At 72.6% G+C, this 22,595-nt stretch carries 22 protein-coding genes; 7 read left to right on the forward strand and 15 right to left on the reverse strand.

What is annotated here, in order from left to right; translation table 11 throughout:
• Position 1 precedes the first annotated feature (1 nt).
• From J2S43_RS04350 to J2S43_RS04380, 7 genes are read right to left on the reverse strand one after another with little or no spacing between them, the layout of a single operon-like run.
• A complete protein-coding gene (locus J2S43_RS04350) occupies positions 2-913 on the reverse strand; it encodes an SDR family NAD(P)-dependent oxidoreductase (protein WP_306827256.1) in 912 nt (303 codons plus the stop codon).
• Positions 913-2,199 (reverse strand): alpha/beta hydrolase, encoded by a 1,287-nt coding sequence (locus tag J2S43_RS04355; protein ID WP_306827257.1) that lies wholly within the window; start codon positions 2,197-2,199, stop codon positions 913-915. Before J2S43_RS04355 ends, J2S43_RS04350 begins: the two co-directional genes overlap by 1 nt.
• On the reverse strand, positions 2,196-3,134 hold the full coding sequence (locus tag J2S43_RS04360; RefSeq protein ID WP_306827258.1) for a branched-chain amino acid ABC transporter permease: 939 nt from the start codon (positions 3,132-3,134) through the stop codon (positions 2,196-2,198). Before J2S43_RS04360 ends, J2S43_RS04355 begins: the two co-directional genes overlap by 4 nt.
• On the reverse strand, positions 3,131-3,991 hold the full coding sequence (locus J2S43_RS04365; protein ID WP_306827259.1) for a branched-chain amino acid ABC transporter permease: 861 nt from the start codon (positions 3,989-3,991) through the stop codon (positions 3,131-3,133). The genes J2S43_RS04360 and J2S43_RS04365 overlap by 4 nt, the downstream gene beginning before the upstream one ends.
• On the reverse strand, positions 3,988-4,677 hold the full coding sequence (locus J2S43_RS04370) for an ABC transporter ATP-binding protein (protein ID WP_306827260.1): 690 nt from the start codon (positions 4,675-4,677) through the stop codon (positions 3,988-3,990). The genes J2S43_RS04365 and J2S43_RS04370 overlap by 4 nt, the downstream gene beginning before the upstream one ends.
• Complete coding sequence (locus J2S43_RS04375; RefSeq protein ID WP_306827261.1) at positions 4,674-5,450, reverse strand: ABC transporter ATP-binding protein; 777 nt, start codon at positions 5,448-5,450, stop codon at positions 4,674-4,676. Before J2S43_RS04375 ends, J2S43_RS04370 begins: the two co-directional genes overlap by 4 nt.
• Positions 5,447-6,628, reverse strand: coding sequence for an ABC transporter substrate-binding protein (locus J2S43_RS04380; protein WP_306827262.1), 1,182 nt, complete (start codon positions 6,626-6,628; stop codon positions 5,447-5,449). Before J2S43_RS04380 ends, J2S43_RS04375 begins: the two co-directional genes overlap by 4 nt.
• Positions 6,629-6,728: 100 nt before the next feature.
• Here J2S43_RS04380 and J2S43_RS04385 point away from each other — a divergent pair, with 100 nt between their 5' ends.
• The 4 genes from J2S43_RS04385 (at position 6,729) to J2S43_RS04400 (ending at position 11,594) form a co-directional block, all read left to right on the forward strand.
• Entirely contained in the window at positions 6,729-7,574 is an 846-nt protein-coding gene (locus tag J2S43_RS04385) for a PaaX family transcriptional regulator (RefSeq protein ID WP_306827263.1), read from the forward strand.
• 298 nt (positions 7,575-7,872) lie between these two features.
• Complete coding sequence (locus tag J2S43_RS04390; RefSeq protein WP_306827264.1) at positions 7,873-9,687, forward strand: RICIN domain-containing protein; 1,815 nt, start codon at positions 7,873-7,875, stop codon at positions 9,685-9,687.
• A 158-nt stretch (positions 9,688-9,845) separates the two neighbouring features.
• The gene (locus tag J2S43_RS04395; protein WP_306827265.1) at positions 9,846-11,063 is read left to right on the forward strand and encodes a sialidase family protein; all 1,218 of its coding nucleotides are present in this window, start codon (positions 9,846-9,848) and stop codon (positions 11,061-11,063) included.
• A gap of 327 nt (positions 11,064-11,390) precedes the next feature.
• Positions 11,391-11,594 (forward strand): cold-shock protein, encoded by a 204-nt coding sequence (locus tag J2S43_RS04400; RefSeq protein ID WP_306827266.1) that lies wholly within the window; start codon positions 11,391-11,393, stop codon positions 11,592-11,594.
• Positions 11,595-12,429: 835 nt separating this feature from the next.
• Here the strand turns inward: J2S43_RS04400 and J2S43_RS04405 are convergent.
• The 4 genes from J2S43_RS04405 to J2S43_RS04420 all read right to left on the reverse strand — a co-directional run bounded on the left by J2S43_RS04405 (position 12,430) and on the right by J2S43_RS04420 (position 15,305).
• A complete protein-coding gene (locus tag J2S43_RS04405; RefSeq protein WP_306827267.1) occupies positions 12,430-12,879 on the reverse strand; it encodes an Imm1 family immunity protein in 450 nt (149 codons plus the stop codon).
• A complete protein-coding gene (locus tag J2S43_RS04410; RefSeq protein ID WP_306827268.1) occupies positions 12,876-13,322 on the reverse strand; it encodes a DddA-like double-stranded DNA deaminase toxin in 447 nt (148 codons plus the stop codon). The genes J2S43_RS04405 and J2S43_RS04410 overlap by 4 nt, the downstream gene beginning before the upstream one ends.
• An 890-nt stretch (positions 13,323-14,212) precedes the next feature.
• Entirely contained in the window at positions 14,213-14,914 is a 702-nt protein-coding gene (locus tag J2S43_RS04415; RefSeq protein ID WP_306827269.1) for a WXG100 family type VII secretion target, read from the reverse strand.
• A 70-nt stretch (positions 14,915-14,984) separates the two neighbouring features.
• Positions 14,985-15,305, reverse strand: a complete 321-nt coding sequence (locus J2S43_RS04420) for a type VII secretion target (RefSeq protein WP_306827270.1) — start codon at positions 15,303-15,305, stop codon at positions 14,985-14,987.
• 609 nt (positions 15,306-15,914) lie between these two features.
• Between J2S43_RS04420 and J2S43_RS04425 the strand changes: the two genes are divergently transcribed.
• Entirely contained in the window at positions 15,915-17,105 is a 1,191-nt protein-coding gene (locus J2S43_RS04425; protein ID WP_306827271.1) for a cytochrome P450, read from the forward strand.
• An 88-nt stretch (positions 17,106-17,193) separates the two neighbouring features.
• Here the strand turns inward: J2S43_RS04425 and J2S43_RS04430 are convergent, their stop codons facing one another.
• Both J2S43_RS04430 and J2S43_RS04435 read right to left on the reverse strand, forming a co-directional pair.
• The gene (locus tag J2S43_RS04430) at positions 17,194-17,664 is read right to left on the reverse strand and encodes an SSI family serine proteinase inhibitor (RefSeq protein WP_306827272.1); all 471 of its coding nucleotides are present in this window, start codon (positions 17,662-17,664) and stop codon (positions 17,194-17,196) included.
• 123 nt (positions 17,665-17,787) lie between these two features.
• Positions 17,788-19,167: an FAD-binding oxidoreductase gene (locus tag J2S43_RS04435; protein ID WP_306827273.1), complete on the reverse strand. Its 1,380-nt coding sequence runs from the start codon at positions 19,165-19,167 to the stop codon at positions 17,788-17,790.
• Between the two features lie 191 nt (positions 19,168-19,358).
• Between J2S43_RS04435 and J2S43_RS04440 the strand changes: the two genes are divergently transcribed.
• The gene (locus J2S43_RS04440; protein WP_306827274.1) at positions 19,359-20,192 is read left to right on the forward strand and encodes a helix-turn-helix transcriptional regulator; all 834 of its coding nucleotides are present in this window, start codon (positions 19,359-19,361) and stop codon (positions 20,190-20,192) included.
• Here J2S43_RS04440 and J2S43_RS04445 read toward each other — a convergent pair.
• Together J2S43_RS04445 and J2S43_RS04450 are read right to left on the reverse strand one after the other, a co-directional pair.
• Positions 20,178-20,984 (reverse strand): helix-turn-helix transcriptional regulator, encoded by an 807-nt coding sequence (locus J2S43_RS04445; protein ID WP_306839196.1) that lies wholly within the window; start codon positions 20,982-20,984, stop codon positions 20,178-20,180. The genes J2S43_RS04440 and J2S43_RS04445 overlap by 15 nt on opposite strands.
• A complete protein-coding gene (locus J2S43_RS04450) occupies positions 20,981-21,490 on the reverse strand; it encodes an SRPBCC family protein (RefSeq protein ID WP_306827275.1) in 510 nt (169 codons plus the stop codon). The genes J2S43_RS04445 and J2S43_RS04450 overlap by 4 nt, the downstream gene beginning before the upstream one ends.
• A gap of 108 nt (positions 21,491-21,598) precedes the next feature.
• Between J2S43_RS04450 and J2S43_RS04455 the strand changes: the two genes are divergently transcribed.
• Positions 21,599-22,468: an alpha/beta fold hydrolase gene (locus J2S43_RS04455; protein ID WP_306827276.1), complete on the forward strand. Its 870-nt coding sequence runs from the start codon at positions 21,599-21,601 to the stop codon at positions 22,466-22,468.
• Positions 22,469-22,595: the final 127 nt, after the last annotated feature.

Consider the following 22,595-nt stretch of genomic DNA (forward strand, 5'->3'; position numbering starts at 1 on the left):
GTCAGGACTCCGGGACCGGCGGGGCGGGGATGCCGTACGTCTCGGGCTCGGCGCCGATCCCGGCCGGCCACTGCGCGGCGATGGCCTCGGCGGTCCACCCGCCGTCGGTGAACGCCACCGTCTTCTCCGCCGGGTGCGACCAGAGCGCGAGCCGGTCCCCGCCGATGCCGATCGCCTGCCCGGTGACGCCGGCGGCCGCGTCCGAGGCGAGGAACGTGACGAGGCCGGTGACGTCGTCGACGGTGCCGAGCCCGGCGTCGCGGCGTACCCAGGCGGGCAGCGGCCGGCCGGTGCGCTCGGACTCCTCGATCACCGGCGCGAACGCGGGGATGGTGCGGGTCATCTCGGTCGCGGCGACCGGCACCACCGCGTTCACCGTGATCCGCGCCTTGGCCAGCTCCAGCGCCCAGGTGCGGGCCATCGCGGCGATCCCGGCCTTGGCAGCCGCGTAGTTGGTCTGCCCGAAGTTGCCCCGCTGCCCGGCCGGCGACCCGACCAGGATCAGCCGCCCGCCGTCGCCCTGCTCCCTCATGCGGATCGCCGCGGCCCGGGCGCAGGTGAAGGTGCCGCGCAGGTGGACCCGGACGACCTCGTCGAAGTCGTCGTCGGTCATCTTCCACAGCACCCGGTCGCGCAGGATGCCCGCGTTGGTGACCAGCACGTCGAGTCGGCCGAAGTCCCGGACCGCGGCGCCGACCAGCCGCTCGGCGGCCGGGGTGTCGCCGACCGCGGCGGGCACACCGGTGGCCGTACCGCCGGCTTTGGTGATGTCGTCGACCGCGGCCCGCACCACGGCGGGGTCGAGGTCGTTGACCACGACGACGGCGCCGGCGGCGGCCAGCGCGCGGGCGTAGCCCAGACCGAGTCCGCGGCCGCTGCCGGTGACGATGGCGACCTTGCCGTCCAGTTCCATCAGCTCTCCCACTCCGGTGTCGCGAGGTCGAACAGCCGCGGGTACGGCGCCGGCCGGTATCGGATGAACGCCGGGACAGCCGCCGGATCGAGGGCCGAGGCGAGGTCGTTCAACGCGGCGGGTGTGGCGTCCAGGCGTCGTTCGACCGTGCGCAGCGCGGCGAGCATCTCGCCGGTGGTGAATGTGCAGTGGCCCGCGCGGTCCACGAAGGCCTGCCGCAGCAGCGGGAGCCGCCCGGCCCGGGTGACCGTGTCGCGGTACGCCGCCTGCACCTGGACCGGGACCAGTTCGTCGCCGGTCGTGTGGATCGTCAGTAACGGGACGTCGAGGCGTCCGGTGAAGGAGATGTTCCGGGCGATGTACCGCACGGCCCACGGGTCGGCGGAGATCCGTGGCGCGGCGTCCAGCGTGGCGAGGTCGGCCTCGACGCTGGCGCCGGCGTCCCGGTACATCGCGAGGACCTCGTCGCGGAATGCGGAGCGGGTCAGCAGGCGCCGGTAGTCGACGCCGGTGTTCCAGGACATGTTCCCGCCGGCGCGGCTCTCCGCCTCCTGCCGCCAGGACAGTCCGACGTGGATCGTGATGCCCAGCGCGGCCGGGGAGATGTTGTGCAGGGCCGCGGCCAGTGTGGCCCGGGCCCGGCCGAGCGGGGTGTCCTGGGCGGTGCCGAGGGCCGCCGACAGAGCGGCGATCGAGGAGGCCGCGGTCGCCTGGTCCGGCAGCCGTACCAGCGGCACGTCCGATCCGGGCAGTAAAAGGGTCCGGAGGGCGAACAGCGGGTCGAGCGTGTTGTTCCAGTTCGCGACGCCGCCCTGTTGGAGGCCGCACATCGCGAGCCCGCCGGTGAAGCGGTGCCCGTACCGCTCCAGCAGCCCTGTGGTGATCATTCCGCCGAGGGACGTGCCCCAGGCGACGGTACGCCGGGCGGTGCCGAAGCGGGCGGTGAACGCGTCGAGGGTGGCGATCTGGTCCGGCAGTGCCTGTTCGAGCGTCCAGCCGGCGGAGGCGTACGAGGAGCCGATGAGCGCGTAGCCGTCCTCCAGCAGAGCCGTGCGGGCGGCGGCGCCGGGGGAGTTCTGCGCGGGATTGGGTGCGCCTCGCGGGACGTAACCGTGGCTGTACAGCAGCACGGTGCGGTTCCAGCGGGCGGGAACGTCGAAGACGTAGGTGGCGCCGCCCGGCAGGAGCCCCTCCACGTGTACTGGGTCGGTGGTGGACGCGTGCGCGGGCGCGGAGGTACCGGTCAGCGAGATCAGCGCGAGGAGGAAGCCGGTCAGGAGCCTCACGAGGTGCCTCCGGGAGGACGGCGGGTAAGGGTGGGGACGATGCCGCGGGGCAGGTAGAGCACGGTGGCGACGAGGAGCAGGCCGTAGACGGCGTAGGAGAGCACGCCGGGCGCGTATCCGGGCATGCCGGGCTGGGTGCCGAGCGTGTTCAGCGCCTGGACCAGCAGCACGATGACGGTGGCGCCGACGAGCGGGCCGGTGGTGGTGCCGAGGCCGCCGACGACCGCCATCACCACGAACTCGATGGACAGCAGCACCGGGAACGAGCCCGGCGCGAGATAGCCCAGGTAGAAGGCGTAGATGCCACCGGCCAGCCCGGCGAACGCGGCCGACAGGGCGAACACGGCGAGCCGGTAGCGGCCGACAGCGACGCCGCTGGCCGCCGCCGCGGTCTCGCTTGTCGCGACGGCCCGCAGCCCGCGCCCGACCCGGGAGTCGACGATGTTGTGGGAGACGAGCAGGACCACGGCGACCACGGTCCAGACCAGGTACGCGTAGCCGAGGTCGCCGCCCACGGGCAGCTGGGGGATCCCTTGGAGGCCGATCGCGCCGCCGGCCCAGTCGCCCCGGCCGAGCAGCGACAGCAGGATCAGCTGTAGCGCGAGGGTGGCGAAGGCCAGGTGGTGCCCGCGCAGCCGGAGCAGGGGGGCGCCGAGCAGCACCGCGGCCCCGGCGGCGACCAGAGGGGCCGCGAGCAGACCCGCGACGGTCGGCGCGCCGTGCACGGTGAGCAGCCCGGCCGCGTACCCGCCGATGGCGTAGAAGGCGGCCTGCCCGAGCGTGACCTGCCCGGCGTAGCCCATCAGCAGGGACACGCCGGCGGTGACGGTCGCGGCGAGGCCGAGCAGCACGTAGGTCGCCAGATGCCGGTCCGGCAGCAGCGGGGGCAGCGTCAGCGTGACGACCGCGAGGGCGGCGAGCGTGGCGCGGTTCATCGGGCGGCCTCCGGTACCGGTCCACGCCGGGCGGCCTGCACGACCATCACGCCGAGCAGCAGCACCAGCGCGGCCTCCAGCTGGTAGGCGCCGGCGCCGTACCCGGCGAGCATGGTCTGGGCGACGCCGAGCAGCAGCCCGCCGGCGAGCGCGACCGCCGGGCGGGTCAGGCCGCCGAGGACCGCGGCGGCGAATCCGTTGACGATCAGTGTCACGTCGCTGTCGAACGTCACCTGCTGCACCGGCGTGGTGAGCACCCCGGCGAGGCCGCCGAGCGCGCCGCCCAGCGCGAACGCGAGCAGACCCATCCGGCGTACGTCGATGCCGACGACCCGGGCGGCGTACGGGTTCGACGCGCAGGCGGTCAGCGCCCGGCCGGTGTCCGTGCGGGCGAAGAACACGGCCAGGGCGCCGAGCACCGCCCCGGTCACGGCGAGGATCAGCAGGTAGTGCGCCTGGATGCGGGCGCCGGCGACGACGGCCACCCCGGGCAGGCCGGCGAATGATCGCGGCTGGTCACCCCAGATCACGATCTCGACGGCGTACGCGGACACGCCCAGCCCGAGCGTGACGATCAGCGATGTGCCCGGGGTGGTACCGGGCCGCCCGATCGCGATCACGCCGACGAACAGCCCGGCGAGTGCGGCGGTGAGCACCCCGGTGAGTTCCGCGAGTCCGTGCGGCAAACCGGCGCTGAGCAGCGAGGCGGTCAGCATGGCCGCGACGACGGCGAACGCGCCCTGCGCGAAGTTGACCACCCTGGTCACCCGGTGGATGGCGACCAGGCCGCTGGCCACGAGCGCATACCCGGCGCCGATGCCCAGGCCGGTCAACAGGTAGCCGATGAAGTCGCTCATCGTGGCGGCCCGTCCACCGGCACCGGACCGCCGAGGTAGGCGGTGGTCACCCGGGGATCGCGGCGCAGGCGGTCGGACGTACCGTGCAGCACGACGCGGCCCGCCTCGAGGACGTAGGCGCGCTCGCACAGGCCGAGGGCGAGGCGGGCGTTCTGGTCGATCAGCAGGACGGCCAGTCCCCGGTCGGCGTGCAGCGTGCGCAGGTGGCCGATCAGCTCGGTGACCACCAGCGGCGCGAGTCCCAGGCTGAGTTCGTCGACGACCAGTACGTCCGGGCGGGCCATCAGCGCCCGGCCGATCGCCACCATCTGCTGCTGGCCACCGGAGAGCAGACCGGCCCGGCGCCGGCGCAGGCCGTCGAGCGCGGGCAGCAGCCGGTAGATCCCGGCGGTGTCCCGGCCGTGCCGCCCGTTGCGCCAGCCGCCGAGGCGGAGGTTGTCGTCCACGCTCAGATCGGCGAACATCTCGCGGCCCTCGGGCACCTGGGCGAGCCGGCCGCGGACCGTGACCTGGCCCGCCGCCGGGTCTACCAGTCCGGACAGGGCTTTGACCAGTGTGGACTTGCCGGCGCCGTTGGGGCCGATGAGCGCGACCAGTTCACCCGCACCGACGTGCAGGTCCACGCCGTCGAGGGCGGTGGCGCCGGCATAGCGCACGGTCAGGCCGGTCACCTCGACGATGTTCATGCGGCCACGCCCGTGCCCAGGTAGGCGGTGACCACGCGCGGATCGGCGCGGATCTCGGCGGCGGTCCCGTCCGCGATCACCCGGCCCAGGTCGAGCACGGTGACCCGGTCGGCGAGGCGCATGACGAACGCGACGTCGTGCTCGACGAGCAGGATGGTCAGCCCGGTCGCACGCAGGTCCTCGATGAGTGTGGCGAGGCGCTCGCGTTCCGCCGTGCGCAGTCCGGAGGCCGGCTCGTCGAGCAGTAGCAGCCGCGGCCGGCCGCAGAGCGCCCGAGCCAGTTGCAGCGCGCGCTGCTGGCCCAGCGGCAGTTCCTCCGCGGCCCGATGCGCCCAGTCTCCGAGCCCGGTACGGTACAGGCTCTCCGTGGCGCGGTCGCTGATCTCACGCTCGTCGCGGCGGTGCGCCGGCAGCCGCAGCGCCGCGGCGGCGAACCCGGCCCGGGTGGTGGGGTGCGCGCCCACCATGACGTTCTCCAGCGCGGTCATGCCGGGGAAGATCCTCGCCGCCTGGAACACCACGCCGATGCCGAGCCGGGCCCGCCGGTGCGCGGGCAGCCGGTCGATGCGGGCGCCGTCGAGCCGCACACCACCGGCCTGCGGCGCGAGCTGCCCGCCGATCAGGGCGAACAGCGTGGACTTGCCCGCGCCGTTGGGCCCGATCACGGCGCGCAGCTCACCCGGCGCGACGCGCAGCTCGACGTCCCGTACCGCGTAGACGCCGCCGAACGCACGGGACACCCCCGAGACGGCCAGCGCCGCGCCGGTGCTCACCGGCCACCGACCGTGGCCAGCTTCGCCTTGGAGTAGTCGGTGGGAACGAACGTGCCGTCGCGCACGGTGTTGAGCGAGATGTAGTCGGTGCCCAGCCCGCCGTGGTCGGTCGCCGAGTAGGTGTAGGTGCCGTTCGGTGTGGTCAGCGTGAGCCCTTCGAGCGCGTCGCGGACCTTCTCCCGGTCTGTTCCGCCGGCCTTCTCGATCGCGGCCTGGAGGAGCTTGACCGCGCTGTAGCCGTCCTGGGCGAACTGCGGCGGCGGGTAGCCGTGCGCGGCGGTGAACGCGTCGGACAGCTCGGTGATGGCGGCCTTCTGCGGGCCGTCGGGCAGGGCGGCGCCGACGACGCCGATGGAACTGGCGATGGTGACGCCCTCGGCGGCCGGGCCAGCCGGGTCGAGGAACAACTTGCTGGCCTGCGATCCGGTGAGGACCAGTGGGATGGTGAGGCCGGAGGCGGCGTACTGCTTGGTCAGCGCCACCGCGGGCGCGCCGGTCGCCCACACCATCAGCGCCTGCGCGGGGGAGGAGCGGACGTGGGTGAAGACGGCCCCGAACTCGGTGGCGGTGGTCTGGAACTCCTCGACCGGGGCGAGGCTCACGCCGTACCCCGCGGCCTTGGCCTGTAGTCCCTTCATCCCCGCGGCGGCGTAGCTGCTCCGGGTGTCGTGCGCGACGGCGAGGCGGGTGACGCCGATGGCCTGGAAGTACTGCAGGGCGGCCTCGGCGTAGGTGCCGGAGGTGGCGGGCACGACGAAGACGTACGGGCGGACGGGCTGGATCTGTTCGTCGGCCGGGGTGAGCGACAGGTAAGGGATCCGCTCGCGGTCGACCAGCGGGATCGTGGCCAGGGCAGAGTTGGAGAACGGTGAGCCGATGATCGCGTCGGCGTCGTTCTTGACCTCGTTGAAGGCCAGCACCGCCTGGTCCGGCTGGCTCTTGTCGTCACGGACGGTGAGGGTGATGCGCCGGCCGCCGATGCCGCCGGCGTCGTTGATCTGCTGGACGGCGAGGGCAACGGACTTCTCGTTCTCGCTGCCCAGCGGTGAGTAGTTACCGGTCAGCGACACGATCTGGGCGACCCGGATCGGGTCGTCGCCGTCGGCGGTGTCGTCACCGCAGCCGGCCGAGGCAGTCACGAGGATGAGGGCGAGAAAGAGCGGCACCGGTGTACGCACGAGTACCTCCAAGTACTGCGAGGGTTTCGGTCCCGTTACGTGCAGTACTGAAGTTAGGCTCGATTATCACGGCCGTCAATATTATGACTAACATTGATGTATGCCGCCGGACCCCACCGATCACCCGCCCCGCCCGCAGACCCTGCTGCTGATGCTGCTCGGCGACTTCGTCCTGGACCGCGACGTGTGCGTCTTCTCCGGCAGTGTCATCGACGCCCTCGCCCGGCTGGGGGTCTCCGAGCACGCGACCCGCTCCACGCTGTCCCGGATGGCCGGCCGTGACCTGCTGCGCCGCCAGCGCCACGGCCGCAAGGTGTACTACGGACTCACCCCGCGGTCGACCGCGATCCTGCGCGACGGCCGCACCCGGATCTGGGAGACCGGCGCGGTCAACGACCGGTGGGACGGCAGCTGGACCCTGTTGTGCTTCTCGCTTCCCGAAGCGTGGCAGCGCCAGCGCCACGATCTGCGCTCACAACTGACCTGGAGCGGATTCGGCCCGCTGCAGGGCGGGCTCTGGATCGCACCCGGCGAGGTCAACGCCGGCGACATCGTCACCGGCCTCGGGCTCGAAGCCCACGCGCGGGTGTTCCGGGCCCGTGCCGACGATCTCACCGACCTCGCCGCCATGATCGCGGACGCCTACGACCTCAACGAGGTCGCCGCCCGGTACCGGAGCTTCCTCGACCGATGGGAGGCGGCGCCGCCCGCGGCGGATCCGCTCGCGGCCCGGCTGCGACTGATCGCCGAATGGCTCGGCGCGATCCGGCGGGACCCGCGGCTGCCGGTCGAACACCTTCCGTCCGGCTGGCCCGCTGCCGGCGCCCAGAAGCTCTTCCGCGACCTCGAGCTCGCCTACGCCGCACCCGCGCGGACCGCCGCCACCACGCTGCTGGACCTGAGAGCGTGTCCGGGAGGGTCTGTCGTGGACGGTTCGTCGAGGTGACATCGGCGCTGGCAGGGCAGGGTGGTGCCGCAGCGCCGGGGGCATCCCTCTGAGCTGACTGACGCCCGGTGGGCGCTGATCGAGCCTCTGCTGCCGGAGCCGAGTCAGGGTGGTCGGCCTGATCCTTCGTCCTCGGTGAGTACGGAAGCGCGGCCACGGTGTCCACCGTGGACGACCGTGCTATTGATCACGGCCCGCACCACGTACCGCCGCGACGTTCCTGACATTAGATTTAGATGTTCTGATGTCCGGGTCGGGCGCTCTGCCCCCGGAGTCTCTCCGATCGAAGCGAGTGGGCATGTTCGTGCGAAGAATCGCCACGCTGGGGCTGGCGATACTTGTGACAATCGGTTCGGCGGCGAACAGCGCCATGGCCGAGCCCGGCGAGCCGGCGCCGGTGGTGAACGAGGACGTCTTCCCCGGTGCGGTGCTCGGTGGTCCACGGACGGGGCCGCTCGCCACGTCGGTGCCGGCGGTGGGTGGTGACTCGCTGCGGGCTCTCGCGGCCGAGCCGATCGCCGGCTTCACCTGCGACGGTACCGCCGGGCCCCGGGTCGAGGTGCTGTACGTGCGTGAGGCGTCGATGCCGGACCGGTACGCGGCGATGCAGCCGCTCATGCAGGCCTGGCTGATCAACGCGGACGCGGCGTGGAACGACGGCGCCGCCCGTCACGGCCGCAGCCGGCACATCAAGTACCTCACCGAGACCGTGGACGGCTCGTGCCGGGCCGCGATCCGCAACGTCGTGGTGCCGGCGGGCGCGCTGGCGACGTTCGACGCGTCGATAACCGCCGTCAAGGCGCTCGGTTACAACGCCGCCTCGAACCGCAAGTACCTGATGATCACCGAGGCGACGGTCGTCTGCGGGCTGGCCCAGACCACCGATGACGACCAGCCGGGTGCGGCCAACGCGGCCAACACGGCCGTGCGGTACGCCCGGGTCGACGCCTCCACGAACTGCCTCGGCGCGAACGCGATCGCGCACGAGTTCGGGCACACGATCGGTGCGATCCAGGACAGCGCGCCGCACCACAGCGAGCCGGGGCACTGCAACCAGGGTTTCGACCTGATGTGTTACGCCGACACGTTCTCGCTGGACTGCCCGCAGTACGACCACAAGCGGATACCCGACTGTGCCTTCGACGACTTCTTCAGCGCCCAGCCGGCGGCGGGGACCTACCTGGCCACGCACTGGAACACCGCCAACAGCGTGTACTTCCGGGCCGGCACGACCGCGGACAACCAGAACTACCCGCGCTCCGGCTGGACCTACTCGGTACGGAACGTGGCGTCCGGCGCGGCGCTCGACATCGACCCGGCCGGTGGCACCGTGCGGGATTCGCTGAAGTACCTGCACGCCACCACGGCGTCGAGCACGGCGCCCAGCCAGAAGTGGCTCGTCTCGTACGACACCGGTCTGCAGTTGCAGAACCGGGACAGCTTCTACTGCGTCGACACCGCCTACAGTGGCATGACCCCCGGCACCCGTGCCCTCCAGTACCCGTGCAACGGGCAGGACGGCATGCGGTGGGCCTACCTGCCGCACGCCGACGGCTCGTTCACGATCCTGAACTGGCGCAACGGCCTGGCGCTGACCCAGCCGACCACCGCCGGGGCCCTCGTCGACCAGCAGGTCTACACCGGTGAGGCGAACCAGCGGTGGTCCTTCACGAGGATCGCCGACCCGGCCGGACCGGTCGACGGCGCGGTCTACAACATCGCCGCGCTGAGCAACCGGGCGAGCCTGGTGGCGCCGGTGGGCGCCCCGGTGGGCGAGGTGATCAGCCACGCCGCGCGCAGTGCGAACACCACGCAGCAGTTCCGCCTGGACGCGATCGGGTCGTACTGGCAGCTGGTGCACGTGCGCAGCGGCCTGTGCGCCGCGAACACGCAGGACGCGACGGAGGGTCTCGACCTGACGCTACGGACCTGCAGCACCAATCCGCTGGGGCAGCAGTGGACGCTGCAGCGGGTGGCCGACTCGCGGTTCATCCTCGTCAACCGGCACAGCGGGAAGGTCGCGACGATGACCACGGGCCTCGGTTCCCCCATCGAGCAGCAGACCGTCACGCCGAACAACGAGGCGCAGATCTGGGCGTTCGAGCGGGTGTGACGCCCGTCTGACGCCCGTGTGCGCGTGCGGCGCCCCGTCGCGTGAGCCCGGGGCCGCCGCACGCGCACACGGCGAGCACGCGTGCGTGTACGGAGAATGTGCGCGCGCTCTCTAGTGTCGGCGCCGACGTGACCGCTCCGGCTTTCGGAAAGGGACCCATGCGACATCACTCCCGGCTGCTCGCCGCCGGCCTCAGCCTCCTGCTCACCGCGGGGCTGCCGGCGCCCGCCACCGCCGCGTCGGCGGCGGATCCCAAGGCGAGCGCGCTACTGCTCTTCGACGGCGGCGGCGAGTCGTTCAACGACCTCACGTACCACTCGTTCCGGATCCCGTCGCTGGTGCGCACCACGCGGGGCACCCTGCTCGCCTTCGCCGAGGGCCGGGTCGCCTCCAACCGCGACTACGGCAACATCAACATGATGGTGAAGCGCTCGGCGGACAACGGGGCAACCTGGTCCGGGCTCGGCGAGGTGACCGGGCAGGGGCCGGGCACCTGGGGCAACCCGACGAGCGTGGTCGGCGCCGACGGCACGATCTTTCTCTTCCTCTCCTGGAACGCGGCGGGCACGAGCCAGTTCGGCGACGAGGGCACCACCCGGATCAGCGCCTGGGGCGAACGCCGGGTCATGCTCTTCACCAGCAGCAAGGCCGAGGACGGTACGGTGTGGCACGGCCCGGCCGACCTCACCTCGGCCGTGACTCCGCGGACGCACGCGGACGGATCCGTCTGGGACTGGGACGCGGTCGGGCCGGGCGCCGGGATCCTGACGTCGTCGGGGCGGCTGATCGTGCCGGCGACGAACCGCAACATCTACAGCGACGACGGCGGCGTGACGTTCCAGAGCGCTCCGATGGCGGCCGGGCAGGAGGTCACCGGCGAGAGCACGATCGTCGAGCTGACCGACGGACGGCTGATGCGCAACGACACCCCGGTCGCGTCGATCTGGTCGACGGCCAAGAGCAGGTGGGTCGCGCGTGGCACCATCGAGGGCGGCTTCGGCCCGTACGCCCCGGAACAGGCACTGCCGGACCCGCACGCGGAGGCGTCGATCCTGCGGTACAACACCAACGACCCCGCGCGTCTGATCTTCCTCAACTCGGCCAGCACCACCACGCGCCGGGCCATGCGGATCCGGGTCAGCACCGACGAGGGAGAGACCTGGTCGGCCGGACGCGCCCTCTCGACTGCCCCGCTGCCGGCGTGGCCGCAGCTGGGCACCGGCAGTGTCGCGGAGGGCGGTTACTCCAGCATGGCGAAGACCGCTGACTTCACGGTCGGCGCGCTTGTCGAGGTCAACGAGGACACCGCGAACAGCCTCACGTCACACCGGTCGATCGTCTTCCGCAAGCTGAACCTGCCCTGGATCACCGGCTGAGCGGCGCGGCCGCCCGTGCCGGTCTCCGTCGGAGGGTGGAGAGGCACGGTGCGGCCATGGCCGCAGAACGCGACAGTGATCGTCTGCGGGCGCGACCCCGCGCCCGCGGATGACGGAGGTCTGGGAGTGCCGGGATCGCCATCGAGGGCTTGTGCTATGGTTTCGGGGTTGCAGTTTTGATTTCCATAGACGTTTTGCGCCGTCGGGTTGGCCATTTGCCCGGGCGCTTTTCTCGTTGTGGCGTGTCGGTTCCGATGCGGGTAATCAACGCGGCGGCAATGAGGGGCCGTAATTCAGCGGCCCCGACAGCCTTCGGAGGAGTTAGACATGGCTACTGGTGTCGTGAAGTGGTTCAACGCTGACAAGGGTTTCGGCTTCATCACCCCGGAGGGTGGCGGCGCTGACGTGTTCGCCCACTTCTCCGCGATCTCCGCGAGCGGCTTCCGCAGCCTCGAGGAGAACCAGCGGGTGGAGTTCGACATCACCCAGGGCCAGAAGGGCCCGCAGGCGGAGAACATCCGCGTGCTCTGATCCATGCTTTGACGAACGGCGGTCCGACTGATTCAGCGGGCCGCCGTTCGGCATGTCACCACCGTGTTTGCCCAACACGGGCCGCGGTTCAGGCCCGCGGTGAACATTTCTCGCTTCCGGCGTGGCCGGGTCCCCTGGTGCTCCCGCGGGCACCGGTCCAATGCCACTTGGCTTAAGTCGACCACGGATTCCTGCCTGCGCTTCCCGAAGCCGTCCGCGCGACGCCCGCCCTCTGTCGCCCACACCCCTCGGTCTGGCTCTGTTGCCCAGACCCTTTCGGGCGGGGGCGCGAGCTGACCCGGCCCGCTCGCGGCGATCGGGCGCTGCCTGCCCGAAATATCGCTACATCCCACCCTCCGGCGCGGACCACACACTCGCGAGACGGCACCGCTGCGGCCTGAGTGATCAATCAGGTGAGCAAAAGGTAGATCGAAAATCGAAGTTGATCGCTTTTTCGCTCACCTGATTGATCACTCAGGCGTCAGGCCCGAGGTCGTCGAGATCTCCCGGCCTCGCCAGCAGGAGGCATGCCCGCTTCATCGGGAGATTTCGGGCACGAGGCGCCGGGTCCCCGCCGGAAGGTGGCCGACTTTGACCGCCGTCGGCGGTGTTCCGGCGCCCGGAGACCGCGTGCGATTCGCGTACCGGCAGCGGGCGGGTCACGGAACCCGGATCGGGCTGAGAGCATTCCTGCTGGTCGCGGGAGTGCGGCCGTACCGCAGCTACTTCAAGATCAAATTAGGCTGAGTGGCACCGGTCGTCGCTGGCGATCCTCCCTGCCATTTCGGTGGGTGGCCGCCACAGAACCCGCCGCCACAGAATCCCGGGGTGCGGATCAGATGATCGGTTCCCAGGTGATGCCGGTCGTGGGGCGGGCGCCGGTCGCGACGTACTCCAGGACCAGGCGGCGGGCGGTCGCGGCGCTCACCCGCACGCGCGAGCCCGCCAGCGTGATCGGGGCGGCGTCGGCCGACCACATCAGCGTCAGCGGCGCGCCCGGCGGGCGCTCGACCGCGATCGTGCCGTCCGGCAGCCAGGTCACCGCGGCCCGGTCCTCCTCCACGTCGATCTCGACGCGCAGCCCGTCGCCGTTACCGCCGTAACCCTCGGTGAGCGCGCCGGGGGAGACGTCCTCGCCGTCGGCCCGCGGGCGGACCCAGATCGCCTGTGCGGCCCGGCCGGTCTGCCGGATCATGGACGCGACGTCGTCGAAGACCTCTGCCGCGGTCTCCGGATCCGGGATCGGCTCGGCGTACGCCTGGTAGTCGATGAGCAGCATCGTCATGGGCGCAACAGGCTCCCGTCACCCTCGTAGACCTTCTTGAAGAAGGTCTGGCCGCCGTCCGTGGTGGTCCAGACCGTCATTGTGCTGCCCTCCGGTAGCACGCCGCGCAGGAGGGTGTCGCAGTTGTAGCCGTTGTCCTGGTCGAACGACCGGGAGCCGCACGGGCCGTTGTCCAGGACGACCTCGGCGTCGGTGTCGCCGTTCGCGCGCATCTGGGCGGCGACCTTCATCTCCACGTCCTGGTAGAGCAGGCTGGGCGTGGTCGGCCAGGTGCCGCCGTCCGGCGGGCGGGGGATCCGCGAGTAGTCGACGTCGTCCGCCGGGCTCCGGTCGCGGCCACCGGAGTGGACCGGCTCCGCGTTCGGGTCGTCGACGCGCTGACCGGTGGTCGGGCGCCGGGTGTCCTCCGGGCGCTCCCGCATGCCCTCACCGGCGTTCCGCACGTCCGAGGGCACCTCGCTCGCGTCGTAGCGCTGCCACCCCTCCCCGACCGGATCGTAGTGATCCCGCGTGTCGGCACCGTCCGCCGTCGCATCGGAATCACCCCCGCCGTCGCTACTGCTGTCGCTGTCGCTATTGCTGTCGCTACTGCCGTCGCTGTTGCTACTGCTGTCGCCGCTGTCCCCGGGCCTGGTGCTGCCGCTGTTACCGCTGCCAGATCCAGTGCCTGAGCCGGAAGCTGAGCTGGTGTCGGTGCCGGATCCCGTGCCTGAGCCGGAAGCTGAGCTGGTGCCGGTGCCGGATCCCGTGCCTGAGCCGGGAGGGGCGCTGGTGCCGGATTCGGAGTCCGCGCCGGGTCCAGTGCCCGAGCCGGAACCAGAGCCGGTGTCGGTGCCGGAACCGGATTCGGAGCCCGTGCCGGATCCGGAGCCCGTGCCGGATCCAGAACCCGTGTCCGAGCCGGGACTTGAGCCGCTGTCGGATCCAGAACCGGAGTCCGGTCGCGGCCCGCTTCCCGGTGTCGATCCGCTTCCTGCTGCCGGCCCGCTTCCCGGTGCCGGCCCGCCGCTCGGCTCGCCGAGGTCGAGCGAGAGCGCGAGCTGTTCGTGCCGCTCGCCGGCGCTCCCGGCGCTTCCGGGCGGCCTGCGCCCCCGGCCTGGCCCGCCGGACGCCGGCCCGCGATCACGACCGGGCCCGCCGGGACTCGCTCCGCCGTCACGTCCGGATCCGCCGGAGCTCGACCCGCTGTCGCGGCCGGATCCACCGGAGTCCGGTCCGCCGCCACGCCCCGGCCCGCCGTCGCCGGACCCGCCGTCGCCGCCGGAACCGCCGGGACTCGATCCGCCACCCGGTGGCCTGCCGCCCCCGCCCCCGCGTGCCACCCGCGCCCCCCTCAGCCGACCAGCTTGGACAGGTTGGTGAGGCTGGTGACCAGCGCCGTCGTGTACAGCAGGATGCGACCGGCCCACTTGACCACGGCCGCCACGATCTGCGCCGCGACCACCGGGATCGTGACGATGAAGATCGCCTCGACCGCCCAGACGATCACTCGCGCGACCAGGTCGGCGATCAGGTCGCGCACGATGTCCCGGGTCAGCGCGATCAACTCGGTCGCACCGTCCGTGGCCGCGGCCATCAGCAGCGCGACGCCGCCGAGCCCCATGGCCGCGTCCACGTTGTTCACCATCAGCGACTGGTAGGCCACCGCCGCGTGCCCCTGCCAGTCGGGCAGGTCACCGGCCAGGTGGGATTGCAGGTCGGTGCCGAGCTGCTCCATGTACGCCGCCATGTTGCGCCACGTCTCCGCGTGCGCCTCCGTGATCGCCGGTACGCCGGTGAGCGCGTCCAGCATCTCGCGGAGCGGCTCGAAGTACTCCATGGCCCAGCCGAGCCCGTTGGCGAGCAGCGCGCTGAACGGGTCCAGCACGGTCGAGGCCACCTCCAGCCCGAGCCCGACCCCGGCGAGCGTGGTGTCGACCCAGGTCCCCTCGGTGACCGCGACGTAGACGTCCTCGATGCCGTCGAGCAGTCCGGCACCGGTCCAGGGGCTGTCCTCGCCGTACGTGACGTCGGCGACCAGCGGGTTGTCGCTCATGCCGGATCGCCTGCCCGGCCGCGGTCACGCGGTGGCCGGCGACGGGCCGAGGATTCGCTCGCGAGCCCGCTCATGGACGCAGGCGGCTTCCGATGGACTTCAGCCCCGCGGCCGAGTCGGCGTCGGCGGTGTCGTAGCCGTCTGCGGACTGCCGGAGCAGCTCCGCGGCCTTGCGCAGGTTGCTCTGCAGCCGCCCGGTCAGCTCGTCCTGCCGCTGGTGCCGCCCCTCCAGGATGGCGGAGATCCAGCCGCAGAGCAGCCCGTAGGCCTCGTCGTCCTGCGCGATGTGCGTGCTGGCGCCCTGCACCGTGTCGATCCGGCCGGCCAGGTCGTCGATGGCGCCGGCGTGGTCGCGGATCTGATCCGCGTCGACCGCCCATCCGTCGGCCATGCGCGCCCCCTCCCCGTCAGCGGACAACAGTGGCCATCATAAATGGCCCGGTCCACCCCGAAGGGCACAGATCCAAATCCCCGGCCGGTGGGTACGGGTCTCCGCGCGCACCGGCCCGAGCACGCCCAGCTGCCCGCGGGCCGTCGCGCTCCGGTCCGCCCGCGCCCGCGGGCAGGTGCACCGGATCGCCCGCCGCGATCGGCCGCGGGCACAGCGTGAGAAGCGGACGCGGTGGCTCAGTCGATCCACACGCCCGCCACGTCCAGCCCGGCCGGCCACCGCGCCGGCGTTCCGGCCGGGATGTCCCCCGGCCGCGACGGGAACACCTTACCGTCCACAGTGAACCGGACTTGGCGATAGGTCGGCAGCGGCACGCGCGGCTGAGGCCGGTAGATGAACGCGCACGGCCCGCGCACCCCTCACCACGGCGTCCACCTCGGACGTCGTGGTCTCCGGCGGCGTGTCGGGTGCGGTGGCCGGCGCGTCCCCGAACGCGTGCTGTGCCCGCGGCGCGTGCGCGTCGTCCGTCGGGGGCGCGATCCGGGGGGAGCCCATCATGACCTTTGATCGGCATTCCGCTCTTGGTGGTCGTTGCGGCACACTGCGTGAATGTCCTACCTCGACGTGCTGGCCCCCTCGTTCAGCTTCACGTCGCCGGAGGCGTTCGCGGCCCAGGACGACGGGTGGTTCGCGGACAGTCCGGTCGGCCCGGTCACGGTGCGCTACGCGGAGGCGAGCGACCTGCTTCGGGACAAGCGCTTCGACCACGGCGGCGAGGACTTCCTGAAGAACCACGGCATCACGTCCGGCCCCCTCTACGACTGGTGGGTGCCGATGATCGTCAACCACGACGGCGCGGACCACCGGCGGCTCCGCGGGCTGGTGGCGCGCGCGTTCACGCCGCGGATGGTGGAGTCGCTGCGCCCGTTCGTCCATGCGCGCGCGGAGCGGCTGGCCGACGAGATCGAGGACTGCGGCAGCGTCGAGTTCGTCGACGCGTTCGCGAACCGGTTGCCGCTCGCCGTCATGTGCGAGCTGCTCGGCGTGCCCGCGGAGGACTACGACGAGTTCAGTCAGTGGTCGGCCGACATCGGGCTGGTCTTCGGCCTGGCCAACGGCGGTGACACGGCGGCCCGGGTGGAGCGCGCGGTGGCCGGCCTGGACGCCTACGTGTCCGATCTGATGGACCGCAAGGCCGGGCGGACCGGCGGCAGCGACGTGATCTCGGTGCTGCTCGCGGCGATGGCCTCGGACGGCACGGCCAACCGCGACGAGGTGCGGAACCTGCTGGTCACGCTCGTGTTCGGCGCGCACGACAACACCCGGCACCAGTTCTCCAACACGATCGTCACGTTCGCGGAGCACCCGGACCAGTGGCTGCGGCTGCGCGAGGATCCGTCGCTGGCCGGCCCGGCCGTGGAGGAGTGCATGCGCTGGCGGCCGTCCGCGGGCGCGCTGATCCGCCGCGCGTCGGCCGATCTGACGTTCCACGGGCTGGACGTGGCCGCGGGCACGATCTTCACGACCGCGGTGGCCACGGTGCAGCGCGACCCCCGGGCGTACCCCGGTGGCCGGGTTTTTGATATCGGCGCGCGGTACGACGCGCCGCTGCTGCAGTTCGGCGCGGGCCCGCACTACTGCCTCGGTTCCGCGCTGGCCCGCACCGAGCTGACCGAGGCGCTCCCGGTGCTGGCCGCGCGCTTCGGCCCGCCGCAGCTGCCGCCGGAGCCGCTGCCCTGGCGTCCCGCGCTCGGCACGTTCGGCCCGGAGGAACTGCCGGTCAGCTTCTCCCGGGTCTGACAGGCGTCACGGTCACCGCCCGGCGGCCTTGACGGATCACGGATCGTGGCGAGGTCGCCCGACGCGGAACGGGCCAGTGCGGCCCGCGTCAGCTCCTGGCGGGGGTGAAGATCGTGCCGGCCTCGATGCCGAGCTGGCAGGCGTTGCCGAACGTCTTGCGGTCCGCGATCCTGCGCTTGCCCCAGTAGCCGGTCGCGGCCGCGACGACCGGGCGGTACTCGGCCGTGCACAGGAAGCCGTCGCGCGGCGGCAGCCCGAAGACGTTGCCGCCGGTCTTCTTCAGTGCGGCGCAGACCTCGGGCGCGGCCGGGTGGGTGCCGCCGACCGGGCCGCAGGTCAGCGTGAGCGCGGCGGCACGCCCGGCGGCCCTGTCGCCGGTGAGGGTCAGCGTGAGCCGGGCGAACGGCGCGGCGGCCGGCGCCGGCCGCGCGGCGGTGACGGCCGCCCCGGGCCGCGCTCCGGGCTGGGCGAGTCCGGCCGGGGCGGCCTGGGCGGCGCCGGGCAGCAGTGCGGCCGTGGCGGCCGTGGCCAGGGCGGCAACCGCGAGGTGGCGGATCATGACAACTCCCGAGGTGAGACACGGACGATCACGTCCGGTCTACCCGCCGCTACCCGCCAATGCCGCAGATCCGGGCAAAGTGGTACGTCGTGTCTGCCATCTTCACCCGTACGGCCAGTGCCGCTACGCCGGCGCGATGTTGTGGTTGACGCGGAAGAGGTTCTGCGGGTCGTGCACCTGCTTGATCTTGACCAGGCGGTCGAAGATCTCGTCGCCGTAGGCCGCGCGCACGTCGTTCTCGTCGGTCGCGGACATGAAGTTGACCATCTTGCGGTCGTGCGCCCACGGCGTGACCGCGTCCATCACCCGGGCCAGGTAGCCACGCAGCTCCGGCAGCGCCTCCGGGCCGCCGACGCCGAAGCCGAACAGCACGAACGGCATCCCGCGGGTGGCGACCGCGTTCGGCGGCTCGGGCTGCCGGTCGAGCGCACCGCCGAGCGCCCGGAGCTCCACGCTGACCAGCGGGCAGTCGGTGCCGGGGCCGACCAGCGCGAGCAGCGCGTCGACCGCCTCGGCCGGAAGCTCGCGCAGGCCGGTGGTGCGGTCCACGTACGGCAGCGGGCCCGGCGGGTCGGTGTGGATCAGCGCGACCTCGTCGTAGGGCCGGTCGAGCACGCCGTCGGCCAGCAGCGGCACGACCGCGCGCATCGGGGCGAAGTGCGCCTCGCCCTCGGCCGGGTCGCCGACGAACGCGAAGCGCAGCGCCACCACGAACGCGCCACGCAGCGGCTCGGGCAGCGCCGGGTCCGGCGGCAGCCGCTGCACGGCCACGGACGTGGTCGCGGACTCCGGCAGCGCCGGTGCCCAGGTGCGCCACGCGTGCAGCAGCGCGGGCGCGTCCTCGCCGGCCGCGAAGACCGCGCCACCGTAGAAGCGCGCGACCGGGAACAGCGCGATCTCCACCGCGGTCACCACGCCGAAGTTGCCCTTGCCGCCGCGGACCGCGAAGAACAGGTCCGGGTCGGAGTCCGCGGTGACGCGCCGGGCGTTGCCGTCCGCGGTGACGATCTCGACCGAGCGGATCGTGTCCGCGCCGTACCCGTACAGGCGGCCCAGCGTGGGGCTCTGACCGCCGCCGAGCAGGTAGCCGGTCGCGCCGACGCCGGGCGCGGAGCCGTTCACCGGGGCCAGGCCGAACGGCGTGGTCACGGCCAGCACCTCGGCCCAGAGCGCGCCGCCGCCGATCCGTGCGGTGAGCGCCTCCCGGTCCACGGTCACCCGGTTCAGCCGGCGCAGGTTGATCAGCACGCCGCCGTCCACGTTCCGGGCCTGGTGCCCGGTGGTGAGCGTGGCGACCGGCAGGCCGTGCTCGCCCGCGAACCGGATCGCGGCGGCCACGTCCCGCCCGCTGGCCGCACCGACGACCACGGCCGGGCGCATCGGCGTCAACGGGTTGAAGGTGGCGCACTCCGCGTCGTAGCCGTCGTCGCCCGGCGCCGCGACCCGACCGGTGACGGCCGCCGCCAGTCCTGCCACCGCCGCCGCGTCGACGTGCTGATTCACTGAGCCGTTCTCAACCCGGCCTGTGTGGCCGGCCGGCATGGCATCAGTCGACGGTTCGGGTGTGCCAGGTGGAAAGTAGCTCACTGGTTGGTGTCCTCCTGCCGGGTGCAAGCCTCGTGCACAGTGCGATACGTCGCTGTTCAGATACCAGTTCATCGGCTGCTCATCCGGGCACCCGCTACCGTGTCCCGATGACGATCGCGCCGCACTCGCGTACCGCCCGGCTGGCCGAGCTCGGTGACTTCCTGCGGCGACGGCGCGACGCGCTGAGCCCGCGCGAGGCCGGGCTGCCGGGCGGCGGCCGGCGGCGCGCACCGGGCCTGCGCCGGGACGAGGTGGCCGCGCTCGCGCACCTGTCCGTGACCTACTACGAGCGGCTGGAGCAGGGCCGCGGCCCGCACCCGTCGGCCGCGACGCTGTCCGCGCTGGCCGGGGCGCTGCGGCTGGCCGGCGAGCGGCGCGAGCACCTGTTCCGGCTGGCCGGCCAGGCCGCGCCGGGCAGCCCGGAGCAGGACGAGACGCCGGACCCGGGGCTGCTGTCGCTGCTGCACGCGAACGCGCTCACCCCCGGTTACCTCTCCGACGACCTCGGCACGATCATCGCGCAGAACCCGCTCAACATCGCGCTGTTCGGCACGTTCACCGGCCTGCCCGGCTGGGCCGGGAACCTGGTCTGGCGCTGGTTCACCTCGCCGGCCTGGCGGGACCTGCTGGAGCCGGGGAAGGACCACAGCGAGACCGCGCGGGCGTACGTGACGGACCTGCGCATGGTGGTGGCGCAGCGCGGGCACGACGAGACCGCGGTCGCGCTGGTGCACGACCTGCGGGCGGCCAGCGCGGAGTTCGCCCGGATGTGGGACGAGCACGACGTGTCCGCGCTGCACTGCTCCGACAAGCACATCGGCGGCCTGCACCTGGAGTGCGTGGTGGTGACCAGCCCGCACTCCCGCCAGCGGCTCCTGCTGCTGCACCCGATCGCCGGCACCGGCACCGAGGCGCGGCTGGCCGCTCTACAGCTCGGCTAGGCGCTGCAGTTTCGCGGCGTCCGGGCTGCCCGGCTCCGCGGTGTACGAGACGATGCGCAGGTCCGCGCCGGGGACGGTGAGGACGTCGCAGTCCAGCGTGAGCTCGCCGACCGCGGGGTGCCGGATCGTCTTCACGTCGCTGGTCATCGTCGACGCGCCGGCCCGCTCCCAGAGGCCGGCGAAGACCGCGGAGGTCCGGCGCAGCCCGGCCACCAGCGCGGTCAGCCCGGCGTCCGCGGGGTAGCGAGCCGATGCCTCCTTCAGGTCGGCGACGATGTCCGCCTCGAACGCGGCCCGGCCCGCGGCGGACCAGGTGGGCAGGCGAAAGGCGCCGACGACACCGGATTCGAACAGCACGCGCGCGAGGTTGCGTTCGCCCGCCGGATCGCCGTGCAGCGCGGCCCACATCGCGTTCCAGTGCAGCAGTGTCCAGCTCGCGCTGAAGACGCCCATCGGCACGTCGGTGAGACGGGCGGTCACCCGCCGGATGCCGGGCGGCAGGTCGGTGCCGACCGTGGCGTCCTGCGGCGGCAGCAGCCCGGCGGCGCGATAGAGCTGGTCCCGCTCGGCTTGATCAAGCCGCAGGGCCCGGGCGAGGGCGCCGACCACCTGTGCCGACGGCTTCGTGGCGCGGCCCTGCTCGAGGCGCAGCAGATATTCCAGCGAGATGCCGGCGCGCTCGGCCAGCTCGCCGCGGCGCAGGCCGGGCGCGCGCCGGCCGGCGGATCGGGGGCCGGCGTCGGCACGGTCACGCGCGGCGCGCAGCAGGACGCCGAAGGTCGATGAGCTCAGCGGGCGGGCACCTCCTCGATGGCGGCGACCATCCTATCCAGCGCGGCCCGCATGTAACGGGTCCACAGCGGCGCGAACGGCCCGGCGACGAGCCACCGCCGTCCGGGCAGCGGTTTGAACTCGTACGTCCAGCGGATCATCGTGCCGGGGCCGTCCGGCAGGAAGGACCACTCCCCGCGTACGCCGGACGCCAGCCGGGCCAGCACGTTGGTGAAGTCCGTCAGCTGGTACGCGAAGCCGTGGCCCTCGGTGTACTCGGTGAGCGCCTCGACGGCCTGGGAGCCGTCGGTGAACCGCGGGCGCCGGGAGACGCCGGCCCGGTCCCAGGCCGCGGTCTGCCCCTCGACGCCCGCGATGCCGGGGAACGGTCCCCAGGGCCGGAACACCGCGGACAGGTCGATCGGCACGATGACGGCGAACGCCACCTCGGGGGTGGCGGAGGTGCGCGCGAAGACGGTGATCGGCACCGTGCGGTCACCCCGGCGAATCAGAAGTTGATCATTCACGGTCGCAGTATCACGCCGTGGATCGATGGCGGGGAGTGCCTTGCCGGTACCTACCCTCGCCCCGGTTGTGCGTGGTTACCGGGCGCGGCGGTCCCTAACGTGGCGGCCGTGAACAACACCCCTGTCGTCCTCGTCCACGGTTTCTGGCACGGCTCCTGGGCCTGGAGTGCCGTCGCGGAGCGGCTCGCCCGCACCGGCGTACCCTCGCTGGCCGTTGATCTTGATGGTTCCGGCCTGCGCGGCGGGTCGCCGGAAGCGCGCTGGGCCCGCCCGTTCGACCCGGCCGTGTTCGCGGTCGCGCCCTCACCGGTCGCCGACGTCACCGCCACCGGCGCCGCCGAGATGCTGAACGCGCAGCTGCGGGCGCTGGGCAGACCGGCCGTGGTGGTCGCGCACAGCATGGGCGGCATCGTGGCCACGCGCGCGGCCGAACTGGCGCCGGAACTCTTCGCGGAACTCGTCTACGTGGCGGCGCACGCGCCGGTCGCGGGGCTGCCGAGCGTGGCCTACGTCAGCATGCCGGAGAGTGCGGGTGCCCAGGTGCCGGGGCTGCTCTGCGCGGACCCGACGGCGACCGGTGCGCTGCGCATCGACCCGGCCGACCCGGCCCGGCACGCGGCCATCCGCGAGTGCTTCTACCACGACGTGGAAGCCGCGACCGCGGACGCGGCGATCGCGCTGCTCGGCACGGACGGCTCGTTCGGCATCCCGGCCGAGACGTTCGAGGTGACGCCGGAGCGCTACGGCCGCGTCCCGCACGCCTACGTGGTCTGCACCGAGGACCGCGTGGTCCCGGCCGCGCTCCAGCGCCGCTTCATCCGCGAGATCGACGCGATCTCGGCCCGCCCGGCGACCGTGGTGGAGATGAAGACGTCGCATTCGCCGTTTCTGTCCGCTCCGGAGGCGGTGGCCGAAACGATCGCGGCCGCGCACCGGCGGTCAGCTGGGGTGCCGGTGTCGTCTGGTGGCCGCGTTTAGGGCGCCTCCGGCGAATCCCGAGCGGGTACGGAGGCGCCCACCAACGCCCACCGCCCACTGGACGTGACGAGGTCCGCGATCGGGGCGTGCCGGTCCAGCCACTGCGGTCGGACCGGCAGTCACGCCA

The organism is Catenuloplanes nepalensis (assembly GCF_030811575.1).
Classification (GTDB): domain Bacteria; phylum Actinomycetota; class Actinomycetes; order Mycobacteriales; family Micromonosporaceae; genus Catenuloplanes; species Catenuloplanes nepalensis.